We start from the raw sequence: 17,086 nt of genomic DNA on the forward strand, positions 1-17,086 counted from the left end.
CTCGCTTCATGCAGCCCACTGCAGGACTGAGCGAAACCGGACCGCACAAGCGCACGCTGCGGCAGCAGACGTTGCGGGCGATGCTGGTACTGGTGTTGCTCCTGGAGCTGGCATTTGCCGGGGTCGCGCTGCTGTTCGTGCTCATGCCCATGGCGCAGCGCTCGGCAGACGATCTCGCGGGTCTCATGGTGCTGTCCGCGCAAACTTGGGCAGAACTGCCTCCGCAAACCCGCCCGGCGTTTCAGCAAGAGCTGCACAACCGCTATCGTCTCAGCCTGTTGCCCGATATGCAGCCGCCTGCCGACAACGGCATGACGCACGGGCTTTACATCGGCTTTGTTGAACAGTCTCTGCAGCAACGCACCGGGCATGCGGTGTATTTCCGTCAGCAGACCGACGCGCAGGGACACATCTGGCTCTGGACCAGCATTCCCGCAGGCGGGCGCGACATCGGCGTGGGGTTCGATACCGGCCGCATCCAGACGCAACCCATCCGAGCCCTGTTGATCGGTCTCGCCCTGACCTTGCCGCTGTCGTTTCTGCTGGCCTTGTGGTGGGCGCGGCGCATTTCGCGGCCGCTGGTGTCCATGGAGCAGGCCGCAGCCGGGCTGGCGCGCGGCGATACCCCGCAGCGTTTGTCGCAGTCGGGGCCGCGTGAAATCGCCAACCTTGCGGCGCATTTCAATCAAATGGCCGAACGTATCGACGCCTTGCTGCAGGCGCGCACGACGCTGCTTGTCGGCGTATCGCACGATCTGCGCTCGCCCCTGGCGCGCATCCGTCTGGCGCTGGAACTGCAACGCATGGCGCCCACTCCCGAACGGCTCGACCAGATCGAGCGCGATGTTCTGGCGATGGACCGGCTGATCGGCGAGGTGCTTGCCCTCGCTCGCGGCCTGCGAGCGCAAGCCGCAGAAGACCTCGTCTTGAAGCCCTGGTTGCAAGAACGATTGCAGATGCACGATGAATGGGCGACATCACGCGGTGCAACCCTCGGCGTGCAATGCCCGGACGATCTGCACGCGTGGGTGGATGACGCGGCCTTGCAGCGCGTGGTGGACAATTTTCTGACCAACGCGGTGCACTACGCCGCAGGCCCCATCACCTTGCAGGCGGGGCCGGGCAGTTCACCCGGCCGGGTCCGTATTGCCGTGCTTGACCGCGGCCCCGGCGTTCCCGCCGATCAGCTCGACGCGGTATTTGCGCCCTTCACCCGGCTCGATTCTGCCCGCACGCCGGGGCACGGCTCCGGCCTGGGTCTGGCCATCGCAAGGCAATTGGCGCAGCAGCACGGCTGGGAGGTTGGACTGCAGCAGCGTGACGGCGGGGGGTTGATCGCCTGGGTGGAGGCGCCGGTGTCGCCCATCCATTTAGTCTGATGGGGGCTTGGCGGTGCGCTTGCGACGCCGTACCCGCCACAACGTCCAGATGACCAGCGCGATGGCAATACCGCCGTAGATGTAGAGCAGAAGATCGACATGGGCGGCGAACCAGTTGGAGTTCATGAAGTCAGTTTCCTGTCGCGGCAAGGATGAGCCAGGGCATTCACCCTATCATGCCGCTCATCGACGCAGCCATTTTCCGAACTTCGCATTCTCTACTTCCATGTCTTTGCGTGCGCTCAATCTGCCGACGCTGCTCACCTGGGCGCGCGTGGCGGCCATTCCGCTGGTCGTCGGGGTGTATTTCCTGCCCACCGACTGGATGACCCTGCCCGAGCGCAACCTCACCGCGACCATTTTGTTCATTCTCAGCGCCATCACCGACTGGCTCGACGGCTATCTGGCGCGTAAATGGAACCAGACCTCCGCATTCGGCGCCTTTCTCGACCCGGTGGCCGACAAGCTGATGGTCTCTGCGGCCCTGCTCATCCTGCTGCAGCTCGGGCGCGTCGATGCCCTGGTGACGCTCATCATCATCGGCCGTGAAATCGCCATCTCCGCGCTGCGCGAATGGATGGCGCAAATTGGTCAGTCGCGTCGGGTGGCGGTGAGCTATGTCGGCAAGGTCAAGACGGCCGTGCAGATGGTGGCCATCCCCTTTTTGCTATTCGGCGGAACCCTGTTCGGTGTGGTGGACACGGTGCTGATCGGCCAGTGGCTGATCTGGGCGGCGGCAGTGCTCACCCTCTGGTCCATGCAGTATTACTTCCGCATTGCTCTGGCGGGGATGAAATTGACGTGAGTGCCGCACAGGTTGGCACACCTGCCGTGCTGCGTCGTGTCATGCCCTGGGTGTTCGTGCTGATCTGGAGCACCGGCTTCATCGTCGCCCGCTATGGCATGCCCTACGCCCCGCCGCTGAAATTTCTCAGCCTGCGCTATGCCTTTTCGCTTTTGGTGCTGTTGCCGCTGGCCGCATGGCTGCGCACGTCATGGCCGCGCGGCGGCAAACAATGGCTGCATCTCGCCGTGGTGGGCGCCTTGTTGCAGGCGGGCTATCTGGGCGGGGTGTGGGCGGCAGTCAAGCAGGGCATTCCGGCCGGAACGGTGGCGTTGATCGTGGGCCTGCAGCCCTTGCTCACGGCGGTGCTGGTCTCGGCCGCAGGCCAGCGCATTCATGCTCGCCAATGGCTGGGCCTGCTGCTGGGCTTTGGCGGCTTGGCGCTGGTGGTCCTGCATAAGTTCGACGGTGGACAACTGAGCGCCCACAACCTGCTGCTGTCACTGCTCGCACTGTGCAGCATCACCGCCGGAACGCTGTGGCAAAAGCGCTTTGTTCGTCCGACCTCGGTCTGGGGCGCATTGAGCATTCAACTTCTGGCGGCCATGATCATCACTGCGCCGTTTGCGCTGCTGGAGACGGAGCCCGTGGTGTGGAACGGGCAGCTCATCGGGGCCCTGGCTTGGTCGGTGCTGGCGCTGACGGTCGGGGCAGGGGCCTTGCTCTATCTGCTCATTCAGCGCGGCGCGGCGGTGCAGGTGACTAGTCTGATCTACTGGGTGCCGCCCGTCACCGCCTTGATGGGCTGGGCCTTGTTCCACGAAACGCTCGGCCCGACGACCTGGGTGGGCATGGCGCTGGTGGCCGCCGGCGTCATCGCCGTGACCCGTAGGCCTACGACGGTGTTGATCCAGCGTTGAACAAATTTTCAGGAGATCCCATGAATGCAAGCCCATCGGCTTCGCCTCTGCGCATCGCCGTTCTGGCCGGTGACGGCATCGGGCAAGAGGTTGTGCCCGAAGGCCTGCGGGTGCTCGACGCGGCGGCCCGCCGTTTTGGCATCGCCCTGCAACTCGATCATTTCGACTTCGCCTCATGCGACTATTACCTGCGACATGGTGAGATGCTGCCCGCGAACTGGAAGGAGCAGATCGGCGGCCATGACGCGATTTTGTTTGGCGCCGTCGGCTGGCCGCAAACCGTGCCCGATCACGTCTCACTGTGGGGATCGTTGCTGCAATTCCGGCGTGAGTTCGATCAGTATGTCAATCTGCGTCCGGCAAAGTTGATGCCCGGCGTGCATGCGCCGCTGATCAAGCGAGACGGCAGCGCCTACGCGCCGGGCGAGATCGACATGCTGATCGTGCGCGAAAACACCGAGGGCGAATACTCCAGCATCGGCGGGCGCATGTTTGCCGGCACCGAGCGCGAAGTGGTCATCCAGGAAACGGTGATGAGCCGCATCGGCGTGGACCGCGTGCTGCGCTACGCCTTCGAGCTGGCACGCAGCCGACCGCGCAAACACCTCACCTCCGCCACCAAATCCAACGGCATTTCCATCACCATGCCCTACTGGGACGAGCGGGTGCAGGCGATGTCAGCTGACTATCCCGATGTGATGCGCGATCAGTTTCACATCGACATTCTCACCGCGCATTTCGTGCAACGCCCTCACACGTTTGATGTGGTGGTGGCGAGCAATCTGTTCGGCGACATCCTCTCCGATCTCGGGCCCGCGTGCTGCGGCACCATCGGCATTGCGCCCTCGGCCAATCTCAACCCGGAGCGGCGCTTTCCCTCCTTGTTCGAGCCGGTGCATGGTTCCGCCCCAGACATCGCAGGAAAAGGCATTGCTAATCCTATCGCCCAAATCTGGAGCGCAGCGTTGATGCTTGACTTCCTGGGCCACCGCGAAGCGCACGACGCCATATTGCGGGCCATAGAAACCGTGCTCGCGCCCAAGAGCGGCGCACCGCGCACCCCCGATCTCGGCGGAACCGCGACCACAGCCGATCTGGGCCGGGCGGTGGCCGAATGCATTTAACTCATGGCTAGAATACGCGGTCTTGCGCAGGCAACACGACCGATGACACGCCGCATTGACACGAGCGAATGCCCCCGGCTCTAATCGCCCGATCACCGCCGCGCCCGTGCAGGGCGCGGGCTTTGCGTTTTATCCAGACCGATCCAGACTGAAGAGGGACACAAGTGAACAAGGCAGAACTGATTGAACACATGGCCAACAACGCCGATCTCAACAAGGCTCAAGCAGGCCGCGCGCTTGACGCGCTGATCGATGCCGTGCGCCGCACCTTGAAAAAGGGCGACAGCGTGTCGCTGATCGGCTTCGGCACCTTCGCCGTGACCAAGCGCGCTGCGCGCACCGGCCGCAACCCCCGCACCGGAGCCGCCATCAAGATCAAGGCCGCCAAGATCCCGAAGTTCCGTCCGGGCAAGGGTCTCAAAGACGCCATCAAGTAATTTGTTCCGGTGGCAGCGCGGCGCGATCCCAACGCTGCTGCTGCCGCTTCAGGCAATAACCGGGTGCTTAGCTCAGTTGGTAGAGCGGCGCCCTTACAAGGCGTAGGTCGGGGGTTCGAACCCCTCAGCACCCACCATCGGTTGTTGCATCGTCCGACTTCATTCTGATTCTCGCGGTTGTCTCGTCGCACTTTCCGGCGGCCTTGAACGACCGCAAACAATGTGGGCAGGTTCCCGCATTGCACCCCTCTCCAAGCCCGCGCCACCATGCTCGAATCCATACGCAAACACAGCAAGCTGATGCAAATCGTGCTGTTCGTGTTGATCTTTCCGTCTTTCGTGCTGTTTGGAATTCAGGGCTACTCCAGCTTTGAGGGGAGCGCTGATGCGGCGGCGAAGGTGGGCGGTCAGACCATCAGCATGCAGCAGCTCGACGCTGCCAACCGCGATGAGATCGCACGCCTGCAAAGCATGCTCGGCAGCGCGGTGGACATCAAGCAGCTCGACACGCCCGAGCAAAAGCTGCGCACGCTCGACGGCATGATTCGCCAGACTTTGCTGCAACTCGAAGCCCGGCGCGAACATCTCGAAGTGACCGACGCTCAGGTGCAACAGGCCATTTTGCAGATTCCGCAAATCGCCGCGTTGCGCAAGCCCGATGGCAGTTTCGATGTGCAGGCCTATCGCAGCCTGATCGCCGCACAGGGTATGAACACCGCGCAATTCGAAGCGCAGGTGCGCGAGCAGCTCATCCTGCAACAGGTGCTCAGCGGTTTGGCCGGATCGGTGATCGACAGCCAGGCTCTGGCCACAGCCGCCGCCAAAGCGGCTGCGCAACAGCGCGTAGTGCGTCTGGCCCTGTTCAAGCCTGCGGACTACACCGCACAGGTGCAAGTGACCCCGCAAGAGGTCGAGACCTTCTACAAGAACAACACCGCCCGTTTCCAGAAACCCGAGTCAGCTGACATTCAGTATGTGGTTCTGAGCGCCGCTGAAGTGGCCGCGGGCATCAAAGTCACCGCCGAGCAGGCTAAGGCTTTTTACGACGCCAATTTGTCCAAATTTTCGACACCGGCCGAGCGCCGCGCCAGCCACATTCTGATCGCAGTTCCTACCGATGCCACAGCGGCGCAACAAGAACAAGCCAAGGCGCGCGCCGAGGCCATCGCCAAGCAGGTGAAGGCCAACCCCGCTGAATTTCCCGCGCTGGCGCGCAAGGATTCGCAAGACCCGGGCTCTGCCGAGAAGGGCGGTGATCTGGGCTATTTCACCGCTGATGCGATGGTCAAGCCCTTTGCCGATGCGGTATTTGGCATGCAGAAAATCGGCGAAATCGCCGGGCCGATCAAGACCCAGTTCGGCTATCACATCATCGAGCTCACCGGCATCAAGCCGGGCGCACAGCAGCCCTTCGATGCCGTCAAGGCCAGCATTGAAAAACAGTTGCAGCAAGAGGCCGCGCAGAAACAGATGTCGGCCGATGTGGAAGCCTTCACCAATGCGGTGTTCGAGCATCCGGACAGCTTTCAGGCCGTCGAAGACAAGCTGCATCTGAAGGTGCAATCCGCCAGCAACGTTACCCGCACGCCGCAGCCCGCAGCGCCAGATGCGGTCAGTCCGCTGTCGAGCAAAGCGTTCCTCGACGCGCTGTTTGCCGAATCCAGCTTGCGCAACAAACACAATCTGCAGGCCATCCAGATTGCGCCCAACGTCTGGGCTTCTGCTCGCGTGCTGTCGTTCAGCCCGGCGCAGACCCTGCCTTTGGCGCAAGTGCAGACCCAGGCGCGGCAGATGTTGGTCGATCAGAAAGCGGCCGAACTCGCTCGCAAAGCGGGCGAGCAGGCGCTGAAGTCGCCCGCCACCCTCACTTTTGGCGCGCCACAGACGATCAACCTGACCCAACCAACCCCTGGTGTTTCGCCGCTCATCGTTTCCAAGGCATTCGGGCTGAGTGCCAGCAAGTTGCCCGCCACCGCTGGTGTTGATCTCGGCGCGCAAGGCTATGCCGTGCTGCAACTCGACAAGGTGATCGAGGGCCAGGCGCCCGCACAACTGATCAGCGCAGCCGCCAACGCCGAGCAACAGGCGCTCACCCAGGGCGTGATGAACGCCTACATCGAAGCCTTGAAGAAGCGTTTCGGTGTGGAAATTCTCTACAAACCCAGGGCTGAACCCGCAGCCGCCGGCTGATTGCCGCGACTGCAGGTCTTCGAAAAGGCCAAGACTTTCGTATAGAATGTTCGTTTTTCTGCGGTGGCTGTAGCTCAGTTGGTAGAGTCCAGGATTGTGATTCCTGTCGTCGTGGGTTCGAGTCCCATCAGCCACCCCAACGAATCATCAATAAAAACACGCACTTAGATGCGTGTTTTCTTTTTCTGGGGAACTTCTAGGGAACTTTCCGGGCCGCAGGCGGAGCGATCAACGCCTCCAGGCGGGCCATCTCCGAGTCGTCCCGTTGGCCATCGATCCACTTCGAATAAGTTCGCAGGAACATCTCGACACTGTGCCCCAACTGGCGTGCGCAAAACGCGGGCGTCATGCCAGCCATCAACATGGCCGTCGAGTACGTGTGTCGCATGTTGTAGGGTCGCCTGTAACGGACTCCGAGCAGCTTGAGCGTCGGTGTCCAGTAACTACGCCGGAACGCACGCTCGTCAATCCAGGGAGTACCGTAGCGCGGGTCCTGGAATACCTCGGCGCCGGCGGCTTGGGTGAACGCGCGCTGTCGCTGCAGTGCAGCCTTGGCCATGCTGTTCAAGAGCACCGTGCGTGCCACGTTGGTCTTGGTGCTGTCCTTGTGCTCGCCGCGCACAACCGCCTCGCTGACCAGCACAGTGCCGCTGCGCAGATCAACGTTTTTCCATTTCAGAGCGAAGATCTCCGATGTTCGCAGCCCGGTCCACATCCAAAATTCGACCATGTTCGCAACTTGGCCTGGGTGGCTCTGGCGCAGGCGACCGATGATCGCTGCACCTTCATCGGCGCTGAACGGATCGGGCGGCTCCTTCTGGTGCTTCGCCCTTGGTATGTCCCCTGCAGGGTTCTCTTGGATCAGGTTGTCAGCTACCGCCAGATCAAGCGCCTGGCGCAGCACGCTCATGTAGTTGTTGATCGTCTTGCCAGACAGGTCAGGGCGCTTGGCCAACGCGGTCTGGACGTCGGACTTGACTAGGCCACGCAGAGCTTTGCTGCCAACGGCAGCTTCCCAAAACGCCGCTGCCGACTTGTAGCCGGCCAGGGTGCTGTGCTCGACGCGCTGCGCTTCTAGCCATGTTTCAAGCTGGCCCTTGACCGTCAGCCCCGCACCCTGGCCATTGGCCGGGAAGTACTCGACCATTGAAAACGTGCCATGTTTGATTCGCTGCCGAATCTCGACGGCCAGCCGGTGTGCGTACTTCACATTCGGCGGGGTGGGCGGCATGGGCTTGCCGCTGAGCATCAGTGTTTCCCGGCGCCTCTGTCCATGGAAGGAGAAAAACAGGCGGATCGAGTTCGCTCGAATTTCTACGCCGTTGCCTTTTCCACCCATTGCGTGTATCCCTTAATGCTGATGAAGATTCCGCCGTCTGGCGAGCGTTTGTATTCCCGGCCTTCAATCCACTTGCCATCTTCAATTTTGCGCCGGATGGCCTTTTGGGAGAGGCCTGTGATGGCTGCGGCCAACTGGATTGTGACGTAGGGCGCGGGGGAGATGGGTGGTTGGACGGCGGGTTGCGTGGGATTCTGGCGGCTCATCGCGCGGCCCTCCCTTCCATCTGAGCTGGGGGCACGAGGGCTAGCAGAAAGTCAGCCAACGGGGCGATCCCCAAGCTGCCGCGCCCGCGCGGGTCTAGTAACTGGACGAGCCCGCTTTGCCACCCATGTGGATCGGGCCTTACTAGAACTTGTTTTCCGCTGCGTGGAGCTGTGACTTCAACGCCAGCCGCGCCCGCTGCCTCCAGAAGCGCGCGCGCCGCCGCCACCTTTGTCGCCTCTGCAGTCTGCTCAGCATGCTGCTTGGCTTCCTGGGTCTCCCGGCGGGTTTTGGCGGCCCAGTCGTGACGGGGATTCTCAGCCAAGCAGGCAAGGATGTAGGCGACCGCCTTGCCGCCACGAAGCTCATTTTTTTGCAGCGAGTTGCAAAGAGTTGAGTAGAGGTCCTGCAGGCGGCACCCTTGCGCTTTGCACGCGCGCAGCACAGTGCCAAGCTGGCCTTTGCTCAGTCCCAGATCTCCAGCAATCTGGCGCAGCTCATCCACTGGCGCAGCCTCATTTTCTTTTGACTTATCCACATGGGTCCGGGCGGTACGCCAGGTTCTTCCTGACGTTTCATGGAGGATCAATGACGGTTCGGGTGTCAAAGCTATGACACCCGTCTGCGCGCGTCCGTGCAAGGGGTCGCACGCAGACGTGCGACCCCTTGCATCCGTGCCACCCCTCGCGCTGGCGCCAGGGGTCAGGCGGGAGAGATTGATAAGGTATCGACGGCTCGCCTTTGGGGCGCCGCCCGCCTGGTTTCCCACCACCTCAAGCCAGCCTGCGCCGATCAGGCGATGAATAATCCGCCTAGCTTGGGACTCGCTAAGGCGCATCCGCCTGGCCGCTGTGGGAATGCTGGGGTAACAGAGTCCCTCATCATTTGCCCAATCGGCCAAGGCAAGCATTGCCAGCAGCTCACTGCCGGCGCCTGGGAAGTGGTCCCACACTGCCGTCATGACGCGGATGCTCATGCCAACCCCCTTTCTGCCTGGCAGTCCCACAGCCCCCGCTGCCGTTTCCTCAGTTCTGGAATTTCCAGTAGCTTTTGCTCAATCCTTCGAGGGGTAATGCCGATGCGCAAAGCCGCCTCTTTTTTGCGAGTTCTGGCAAACTCTAGTGCTGCAATTTCGCGTGAGATTTCAGTATTATTTAAGGCCTTTTCTTCAAGAATTGTCAGCTCGCTTTGCAGCTCAGAATAAGCCGATTTTTCAGCATCGTCTGCAGAGAAATCTGAAGTGATTTCTTCCGGGCTATCGCCACCCTCCAAATGCAATTCTTTTGGCCGCCGTTTACCATGTTTTTGCATCAAAATTCCACGCAATTTTTTGAAGAATTTTGATTCATCTCCACAGGACAGAAGTTGCGCCTCAAACAGCGCGCCCCACTCTGTTTCGTCGCATCCAGCATCGACATGCATTTTGTCGATTTGCGCTTGATTTTCTTGATAGAAAATGGCGATGTTTACAAGGATAGGATCAGAATTATTTTCGACTCGATTCAGAACATAATTTTTTGAATTTGCACGCATTGCCGCACCTGATTCATAATGTGCGGGCCACCCGTTGATAAAACGCGGGCGTAAAAAAAGCCGCCCGAAGGGCGGCTGCGGTGCGCGGGGGAGGCCCGAAGTGTTGCGCACGCAGCCGCTAGGCGGCTGCGCGGGGGCGTTGTGAGAGGCGCGGGGTAAGGCAGAGGTGAGGCAGCGAGCGGCCGCCTGGGGCGGTCGGGGGTGAAAAGTTACTTTTTTGGTTGGTGATCGCTTGGGTGGCGCTAGACGCGCGCAGGCTGGAAAGCAAAGCCAGCGCCGCTGCCCCCAAGCGCTGCGCATGACTTTGCGCAGCGGCCTCGGCCCAGCTCGAACTGAGTTCTGCCTGCGCCTTCACCCTGGCGTCACGATCTCCAACTATTATTATTCCAAGGGTGCTAATTAAAACAGAGCCCAGGGCAGCCAAAAAGATTACATTTCCAGCAAGCGGCTGAAACTGGTGGTGTAAAATTGGACCGGCCAGCAGAATTAAAAGCATGCCTGCCACAGCCGGCACAGCCCTTTTCATGTCACTTGTCCAGCCCTTCCCAGCAAGCCGCCCGCGCGCTAGCTGCGCACGCCGAGCGTTATCGCTCGGTGTGTTAATCAAAGAAATGGCGCGGCTGAAATGCATATTCAAAATTCTGCCAGAGAAATTTCCACAGCACAAGCGTCCGCATCATTTTATTACAATCGCCGCAAATATTTATGCAAGGGCGAACTGTAATGCATGGTGAACCGGGGATGTTTCCCGGTCGAAGAAGCATTAGAGCGCACCTCCCTGTGTTCCTTCGACTAAAGGAGTTGTTCTCCGTCCTGACGACATCGGAGAAGTGTCAACCGATGCCGCGAAGCGCCAGATAGATAATTCCAGTCATCCCCAGAAATGCAAAACCGGCCTTGTGCATAAATATTTGCTGACGTTGGTTCGGTTTCCCCAGCCTGAAGTAAACGAATGGTTCGAGGGCGCGCCAACCGTCGAGCGGTGGCAGCGGGAGCAGGTTGAACAGCCCGATGCTGATGTTTAACCCCGCCACAGCCTGCAGGAGGCCATGCAGCGGGCCGGGGTCGGCGCCGAGCAGCAGGAGGATGCTGCCAAGCAGCATGCTCGCTGCAGGCCCAGCAAGGGCAATCGCGGACACGCGCCAGCCGGATGGATCACCCAAAGTTTGGACTGACGCCTGAAGTGGAATGAGCCTGAAAGTCACATTTCTGAGTTTGAGGCCAGGGCCAAAGCCGATCTCGATGTCGCCTGGTCGGTAGCCGAGCCAGCGTGCCGCCCAGGCGTGGCCGAGTTCGTGAGCAAGGAAAGAGGATGTGAAAACGAGCCAGACAGCAGCGAGCAGGATGAGAAGGGCGAGGGGGAGAGGCATGGCAATGTGGGGCAGGGGGACGATATATCCTCACCCCTGGCCCGCGAAATCCTTGCCTGAAGACCTCAGCGCCGACAGGCGCAACGGCGGCCCGCCCGATCTCAAGAGAACAAAGCACGAAAGCCGCCTCTCGCCCGCCTCGATTTTCCAGGGAGCGACAGCGACTGGGACATGCCGCTGCCGGCTCCAATTACCGCCCTCGGCCGGCATCCTTGCTCCTCGCCACCGCAGGCTGAGGAGCAGGCCGAGTAGCTGCCGCCTGCCTGCCAGCCCCGCGCCCAGCATTCATCTGCTTGACCTGCCGCGCATCCTTGTATGCCTGCACTTCATCGCGCGACGCGCTGGCCGTTGACTTATTCAGCCTCACACCAGCCTGCTGCGCAGCCTTGGCAACGTCCTGCGTATAAAGCTTGGCCACATCGCGCATCCGGGTCAAATTGACGTAACTCTCACGATCACCATGCCGCCCGCCCTCGGTATTGTGGTGAACCCACACCTGATTTTTGGTCTGTCCCTGGGCGCTGACAGAGGTCGTTGCGTAGGCATGGTCGATGTGCCGATACTCGCGCAAATTGACGGCCACCTCTCGGCCGCCATCTAGGCGGGCATGCATGACCCCATCCTGAATTTTCATGACCACGCCCGACATGCCATTCAGTTTCCGATCCCCGTCTGCTTTCCCTGCGTCCCGCTCGCTTCGCGTCAATGATTCATTTTTCGTGAATCGAATCCGATCCCCAGGCGCGAATTCGCGCTCAGTCTGCCGAAAACTCTGCAGATTGGCCTTGCCTGCCTGCACCGTAACGCGATGCCCGGACTCCAGGCGCAGCGCTACGGTGTTGTGCTCGGCACTGGTCCTTTCCACCCGCGCGTATGCGTTCTTCTCGACCCCGATTGCTTTATAGCTTGCCCCAAACTGCACGATCTCGCCGGGGCGGTAGGAGGCAGCCCGCTTGGACTCTGCGGCGGTTTTGTCAGTGCGTTCCAGTGTTTCCACCTTGACCCCGGCCTGCAGCTCGCCGTGTGCTTTCCGCTCATCTCGGACCGCATCATTGATGCCCCGGCAGTCTGAGTTTGTACTGGTGATGACGATGACGTTATCCCGCTCGGCGGGGGGCAAAGCGACGTAATCCCGCGACAATTTTTTAATCACCGCCGCGTTGTCCTCCCGCGCAGCCACGCGCAGCGCCTCGCTTTGCTCTCGGCCCTTTTCCGGGTGTTGCACAAGAGCTGCTTCCTGGGCGTGGCGGATTTCAACTGCAGGGGTTGCTTGCACGGCGACGGCGTGGTCACCATCAAGAATGCGGCCGACGATGGATTTTGCTTCCTCGGTTTGCTGGCGTCGGATTGAATCACGGCCCAGCTCAACTGTGGGCATGTGCGCCTGCGCCTGCTCGAAAGCTGTCCCAGCGCCGATCGATTGATGCTGCAGCCGGTCTCCAAGGAAAACGGTTTTTTCACCAGCCTGCTCGGTGCTTTTGATGACCTTGTTGAAATCCGTGGTCGCAGACATGCTGGCCTCATCCATCACATTTAGGATGCGCATCGGTTTATCTGCATCTCGGCTCTGAGCCTGCGCCTGCAGGGCGCGATACTCAGCCGACCGGGCGATGGCGTCACCAATGCCGAGCTGGGCCTTGACTAGGCTGCCCCGCAGCAAACCTACACGGCCCCAATTTTCATGTTTGACAAGAGCCCGCTTCGCCTCGTGCTTGATCAGCGCTCGCCAGGGTAGGCTGGCCACGCCACGCCCGAAAAAGGCGTCCACACTGCGATTGATGCCTTGCCGCGCAGCCGCTGCAGCCTCAGATTTCAGCGTGCCGCCTTGCCGATAGACATGGCCATCGCGTCCGACTGAATAGGTCTTTTTTGTCAGGCCAGCATGGCGCATGTTGCGAACCTCGACTGATCGTGATTGCTGGTACAGGGCGGCGGTATATGTCTCTCCGCTGCGAGTGATGTAATACCGGCGCCCGCCGTTGTCCTGCGACTTGGTTACGGATTTGTCTTTCTCCAGCTTCTCGAAATCAGGCCGAGGCGATAAGGAGGATCGCCTGTCCAACGTGCGCAAGGCGGCTCGCGCGAGCATCGCGTCTTTCTCTTTGATCTCTTCATCAATCAGGTGCCGGGCGGTGGTGCCGGACTTGATCCCAGACTCCTGCTCCACTTTTCGGGCCTGCTCAGCCCCATTGCTGTGCCCGCGCACTGCCCAGCCCTTGCTCTCGGCCGCCTCGCGCACGAACTCCAACAGGGTTGTCTTGCCAGTACCAGCAAGCCCCTGTACCCCCTGGAAGCGGTCATTCCCCGTGAGGATCATGTGTGCCGCGTTGCGCTGCTCATCGCTCAAAGCAAACCCTTTTTTTCTCTCCCATAATCCGAGGCTCTTATCAAACTCTGCGTCGCTCATCACTTTGATGTGCGCGCCACGCCCAGCCTCCAGGTGGTGTGCCAAGAACTTCTCCGCCTCCATTCCTCCTCGCGTGGTGATCTTCCCGTCCGGCCGCTCGCGCAACTCGCCGGCCTTGAACTCGCGCTGGATGGCGGCCTCCAGATCGGCGTAGCTGGCTCGGCCCTCGACAAAGCGCGCCGCGTTGGCGTACAGATCTTTTCTCGAAAACGCCATTTCCCGTTCGCCCAGGTGCTTACGTGCCATCGCCACGGCCCGCTCGGCTTCCTGGCGTGGGGTGGTCTGCTCCAGCTCCATCGGGCCTTTCTCATGTCGCTCGGCGGGTTGCAACCCTGCGGCCTGGCCGCGCTCCAGCCATTGCTCACGCTGCAGCTCCGCGCTGTCGGGCGCAGCCTTGGCGGCGCGGGTGGAATAGAAGGCCCGCGTCCTGTCAGCGCCAGTGGCCTGGTCAGGCTCGATCCCCTGAGCCGCCAGCCACGCATCGATTTGTTGAGTCCGCAGGCTGAATTCATTCACCTGCTCCGGCGTGTAGCCCTGCAGCTCGAAATTGCCATCATGAGCAAAGTCGAGGCGGTAGCCGGCCTTCTGCAACTCGTGGGCCATGGCGGCCTTGTAGATCTGATCTGCAGTGGTTCGCAGCTCCAGCAGCCGCTCGTTGCTGAGGCTCATCCAACGACCCTCGTGCATCGTCATGTTGGCGATCACGACATGGGTGTGAGTCTGAGGGTCCAGCTCGCGGCTGATTGAGTGCTCAAATTTGGCGTAGATGAGATTGCCTTGTTCGTGCCGAACGAAAATTGACCCACTTTTGAAGGTTATGCCGACGCAAAATTGACCCGGGTGTTCCACCTACCCTGCTGCTTTTTTAGGCACGGGGAGCAGGAGTGATCACCATGGACATGATTGGCAAGATCCGGCGGATGCATTTCCGCCAGAACAAATCCGTTCGAGAGATTGCCCGCAGTACGGGGCTGTCGCGCAACACGGTGCGTACCTGGCTACGCCAGCCGGGCGATGTCGTACCGCGGTACGCGGCGCGGCGAACACAACCCTCGCGCAAGCTCGCGCCCTATGTGGAGTGGCTCCGGCAGGCCGTGGCCATTGATGCGCAGCGTCCTAAAGCGCAGCGGCGCACGGCCAGGGCATTGCATGCCGAGTTGAAGCGACAAGGCTATGACGGCGCCTACAGCCGCGTCACCGATTTACTGCGCGCTTGGCGACAGGCCGATGGCACGAGCGCTGTGCACGCCTTCGTGCCCTTGACGTTTGCGCTGGGCGAAGCCTTCCAGTTCGACTGGAGTGAAGAGAGCATGGTGGTGGGCGGCGTGCCGTACCGCGTGCAGGTTGCCCACGTCAAGCTGTGCGCCAGCCGTGCCTTCTGGCTGGGGGCCTATCCCAGCCAAGGTCACGAGATGCTGTTTGACGCCCATACCCAGGCGTTTGCCGCCTTCGGCGGAGTGCCGCATCGCGGCATCTATGACAACATGAAGACAGCCGTCGACAAAGTGCACCCGCGCAAGAAGCGCGACGTCAACGCGCGCTTTGCGGCGATGTGCAGCCACTACCTGTTCGACCCCGACTTCTGCAACGTCGCTTCCGGTTGGGAGAAGGGGGTGGTGGAGAAGAACGTCCAGGACAGCAGGCGACGTGTGTGGATTGAGGCCCTGTCGACGCCCTGGCGCTCCTTTGCCGAACTCAATGCCTGGCTGGCCATGCGCTGCCGTGGCTTGTGGCAGGAGATCTTCCATCCCGAGTTCAGCCAGTTCACCGTGGCCGAGATGCTCGAGCACGAGCAGCCGCACCTCATGCCCATGCCCACAGCGTTCGACGGCTATGTGGACAACACGGTCAAGGTCAGCAGCACCTGTCTGGTGGCCATGGCTGGCAATCGTTACTCCGTGCCCTGTGAACTCGCCGGGCGGCGGGTGAGCACCCGGGTGTATCCCACCGAGGTGGTCGTGGTGCATGACGGCGTGTGTGTGGCCCGCCATGCGCGGCTGGCCAACCGGGGACAGACCACCTACGACTGGCAGCACTATGTGCCGCTGATTCAACGCAAACCCGGGGCGTTGCGCAACGGCGCGCCGTTTGCCGATCTGCCCCAGCCCTTGCAGCAACTGCGCCAGGCGCTGCTGCGGCAAGACGGGGGCGACCGGCTCATGGCCCAGGTGCTGGCGCTGGTGCCCGCATCCGGGCTGGAGGCGGTCCTGGTGGCCGCTGCGCTGGTGCTGGAAGCCACGGCCCCGTCCGGGCGCATCAGCGTGGAGCATGTGGTCAACGTGATGGGGCGCTTGCAGACCGGCCCCCAGCCCGCCCAAGTGACCACGGCCTTGACGATGGCCGATCCACCCCGCGCCGACACGGCCCGCTATGACCGCCTGCGGGTGACTGACGAGGAGCGAGATCATGCGTGAGGTCATTGCGGAACTCAAGGCGTTGCGGCTGCACGGCATGGCCGGCGCCTGGGCCGATTTGCAAGGTCTGGGGACGAACGCCAGGCTGGATGCCGCGCAGTGGCTCGTCGAGCATTTGCTGCAGGCCGAGCAGGAAGATCGCGCCGTGCGCTCGGTACGCCATCAAATCCTCTCGGCCCGCTTCCCGGTGCACCGCGATCTAGCGGGGTTTGACTTTGATGCCTCAAGGGTTGATCGCACGCTGGTGGGGCAACTCGCCAGCATGGCCTTTACCGAAGCCGCGCACAACGTCGTGCTGGTGGGCGGGCCCGGCACGGGAAAGAGCCATCTGGGCACGGCCATCGGCGTGGCGGGCATCACGCAGCACGGCAAGCGGGTGCGGTTTTACTCCACCGTCGATCTGGTCAACGCGCTGGAGCAGGAGAAGGCGCAGGGCAAAGCCGGGCGGATTGCGGCAAGCCTCTTGCGTATGGACTTGGTCATTCTCGATGAGCTGGGGTATCTGCCCTTCAGTCAGGCGGGCGGGGCTTTGTTGTTCCATCTGCTGTCCAAGCTCTACGAGCACACCAGCGTGCTGATCACGACCAATCTGGCCTTCGGCGAGTGGTCCAGCGTGTTCATCGATGCGAAGATGACCACCGCCTTGCTCGACCGGCTCACACACCACTGCCACATTCTGGAAACCGGGAACGAGAGCTACCGCTTCCGTCACAGCACGGAAACCGCCAAGACCCGCATCAAGGCGCGGGAGCAAAGGCGTTCGGGCACAGCACAGGCACCCCAGCCCGCTGAGCCCGAGACACCGCTTTGACCCCCACAAGCCCTTGGGGCAAGCCGCTCTGGGCTACGCCCGACGCAGCTTGCCCCAAGGATCCAAACCCACCCACCAGGAGCCAACCCCACGCAAAAACCGTAGACTTATCCACACCCGACTGCGACGCAGTCGGCCTTAGACCCCGGGTCAAAATTGAATCGGCACGGTGGG

General features: G+C 61.5%; 15 protein-coding genes, 2 tRNA genes and 1 pseudogene. 10 read left to right on the plus strand and 8 right to left on the minus strand.

Annotated elements, in window-relative coordinates; genetic code table 11:
• Positions 1–8: 8 nt before the first annotated feature.
• Positions 9–1,379, plus strand: a complete 1,371-nt coding sequence (locus tag THI_RS06480) for a sensor histidine kinase (RefSeq protein ID WP_013105440.1) — start codon at positions 9–11, stop codon at positions 1,377–1,379.
• On the opposite strand, the gene THI_RS19490 is transcribed toward THI_RS06480, so the two are convergent.
• Positions 1,371–1,505, minus strand: a complete 135-nt coding sequence (locus THI_RS19490) for a hypothetical protein (protein ID WP_013122811.1) — start codon at positions 1,503–1,505, stop codon at positions 1,371–1,373. The two genes, THI_RS06480 and THI_RS19490, sit on opposite strands and share 9 nt — an antisense overlap.
• 100 nt (positions 1,506–1,605) lie before the next feature.
• Here THI_RS19490 and pgsA point away from each other — a divergent pair, with 100 nt between their 5' ends.
• The 7 genes from pgsA (at position 1,606) to THI_RS06515 (ending at position 6,973) form a co-directional block, all read left to right on the plus strand.
• Positions 1,606–2,184 carry a CDP-diacylglycerol--glycerol-3-phosphate 3-phosphatidyltransferase gene (gene pgsA / locus THI_RS06485; RefSeq protein ID WP_013105442.1) on the plus strand — a complete coding sequence of 193 codons (579 nt, stop codon included), beginning with the start codon at positions 1,606–1,608 and terminating at the stop codon, positions 2,182–2,184.
• Positions 2,181–3,083, plus strand: coding sequence for a DMT family transporter (locus THI_RS06490; RefSeq protein ID WP_013105443.1), 903 nt, complete (start codon positions 2,181–2,183; stop codon positions 3,081–3,083). The genes pgsA and THI_RS06490 overlap by 4 nt, the downstream gene beginning before the upstream one ends.
• A gap of 20 nt (positions 3,084–3,103) precedes the next feature.
• A complete protein-coding gene (locus THI_RS06495; protein WP_013105444.1) occupies positions 3,104–4,207 on the plus strand; it encodes a tartrate dehydrogenase in 1,104 nt (367 codons plus the stop codon).
• Between the two features lie 164 nt (positions 4,208–4,371).
• A complete protein-coding gene (locus THI_RS06500; RefSeq protein WP_013105445.1) occupies positions 4,372–4,644 on the plus strand; it encodes an HU family DNA-binding protein in 273 nt (90 codons plus the stop codon).
• A 61-nt stretch (positions 4,645–4,705) separates the two neighbouring features.
• Positions 4,706–4,781, plus strand: a tRNA-Val gene (locus THI_RS06505).
• A gap of 130 nt (positions 4,782–4,911) precedes the next feature.
• Positions 4,912–6,834 carry a SurA N-terminal domain-containing protein gene (locus tag THI_RS06510; protein WP_013105446.1) on the plus strand — a complete coding sequence of 641 codons (1,923 nt, stop codon included), beginning with the start codon at positions 4,912–4,914 and terminating at the stop codon, positions 6,832–6,834.
• Positions 6,835–6,897: 63 nt separating this feature from the next.
• Positions 6,898–6,973: transfer RNA gene (locus THI_RS06515), tRNA-His, on the plus strand.
• A gap of 57 nt (positions 6,974–7,030) precedes the next feature.
• Here THI_RS06515 and THI_RS06520 read toward each other — a convergent pair.
• The 7 genes and pseudogenes from THI_RS06520 to mobF form a co-directional block, all read right to left on the minus strand.
• A complete protein-coding gene (locus THI_RS06520) occupies positions 7,031–8,173 on the minus strand; it encodes a site-specific integrase (protein ID WP_041608926.1) in 1,143 nt (380 codons plus the stop codon).
• A complete protein-coding gene (locus THI_RS06525) occupies positions 8,149–8,379 on the minus strand; it encodes an excisionase family protein (protein WP_013105448.1) in 231 nt (76 codons plus the stop codon). Before THI_RS06525 ends, THI_RS06520 begins: the two co-directional genes overlap by 25 nt.
• The gene (locus THI_RS19280) at positions 8,376–8,915 is read right to left on the minus strand and encodes a hypothetical protein (protein WP_231836416.1); all 540 of its coding nucleotides are present in this window, start codon (positions 8,913–8,915) and stop codon (positions 8,376–8,378) included. Before THI_RS19280 ends, THI_RS06525 begins: the two co-directional genes overlap by 4 nt.
• A 249-nt stretch (positions 8,916–9,164) precedes the next feature.
• Positions 9,165–9,353 (minus strand): annotated as a pseudogene (locus THI_RS19590) (helix-turn-helix domain-containing protein); the annotation flags it as partial.
• Positions 9,350–10,021, minus strand: a complete 672-nt coding sequence (locus THI_RS18785) for a hypothetical protein (RefSeq protein WP_013105450.1) — start codon at positions 10,019–10,021, stop codon at positions 9,350–9,352. The gene THI_RS18785 and the pseudogene THI_RS19590, both read right to left, overlap by 4 nt.
• Positions 10,022–10,743: 722 nt before the next feature.
• Complete coding sequence (locus tag THI_RS06535; RefSeq protein WP_013105452.1) at positions 10,744–11,280, minus strand: M50 family metallopeptidase; 537 nt, start codon at positions 11,278–11,280, stop codon at positions 10,744–10,746.
• Positions 11,281–11,470: 190 nt separating this feature from the next.
• Positions 11,471–14,536, minus strand: coding sequence for a MobF family relaxase (gene mobF / locus THI_RS06540; protein WP_013105453.1), 3,066 nt, complete (start codon positions 14,534–14,536; stop codon positions 11,471–11,473).
• 44 nt (positions 14,537–14,580) lie between these two features.
• Between mobF and istA the strand changes: the two genes are divergently transcribed.
• Together istA and istB are read left to right on the plus strand one after the other, a co-directional pair.
• Positions 14,581–16,101 carry an IS21-like element ISThsp2 family transposase gene (istA, locus tag THI_RS06545; protein WP_013104226.1) on the plus strand — a complete coding sequence of 507 codons (1,521 nt, stop codon included), beginning with the start codon at positions 14,581–14,583 and terminating at the stop codon, positions 16,099–16,101.
• A complete protein-coding gene (gene istB / locus THI_RS06550; protein ID WP_013104225.1) occupies positions 16,094–16,912 on the plus strand; it encodes an IS21-like element ISThsp2 family helper ATPase IstB in 819 nt (272 codons plus the stop codon). The genes istA and istB overlap by 8 nt, the downstream gene beginning before the upstream one ends.
• The last annotated feature ends 174 nt before the right edge of the window (positions 16,913–17,086 follow it).

This window comes from Thiomonas arsenitoxydans (assembly GCF_000253115.1).
GTDB classification, from domain to species: Bacteria; Pseudomonadota; Gammaproteobacteria; order Burkholderiales; family Burkholderiaceae_C; genus Thiomonas; species Thiomonas arsenitoxydans.

Coding starts and splice junctions, on each gene's coding strand:
- THI_RS06480 (WP_013105440.1), top strand. CDS start 9: ATGCAGCCCACTGCAGGACTGAGCGAAACCGGACCGCACAAGCGCACG.
- THI_RS19490 (WP_013122811.1), bottom strand. CDS start 1,505: ATGAACTCCAACTGGTTCGCCGCCCATGTCGATCTTCTGCTCTACATC.
- pgsA (WP_013105442.1), top strand. CDS start 1,606: ATGTCTTTGCGTGCGCTCAATCTGCCGACGCTGCTCACCTGGGCGCGC.
- THI_RS06495 (WP_013105444.1), top strand. CDS start 3,104: ATGAATGCAAGCCCATCGGCTTCGCCTCTGCGCATCGCCGTTCTGGCC.
- THI_RS06510 (WP_013105446.1), top strand. CDS start 4,912: ATGCTCGAATCCATACGCAAACACAGCAAGCTGATGCAAATCGTGCTG.
- THI_RS06520 (WP_041608926.1), bottom strand. CDS start 8,173: ATGGGTGGAAAAGGCAACGGCGTAGAAATTCGAGCGAACTCGATCCGC.
- THI_RS06525 (WP_013105448.1), bottom strand. CDS start 8,379: ATGAGCCGCCAGAATCCCACGCAACCCGCCGTCCAACCACCCATCTCC.
- THI_RS06535 (WP_013105452.1), bottom strand. CDS start 11,280: ATGCCTCTCCCCCTCGCCCTTCTCATCCTGCTCGCTGCTGTCTGGCTC.
- istA (WP_013104226.1), top strand. CDS start 14,581: ATGGACATGATTGGCAAGATCCGGCGGATGCATTTCCGCCAGAACAAA.
- istB (WP_013104225.1), top strand. CDS start 16,094: ATGCGTGAGGTCATTGCGGAACTCAAGGCGTTGCGGCTGCACGGCATG.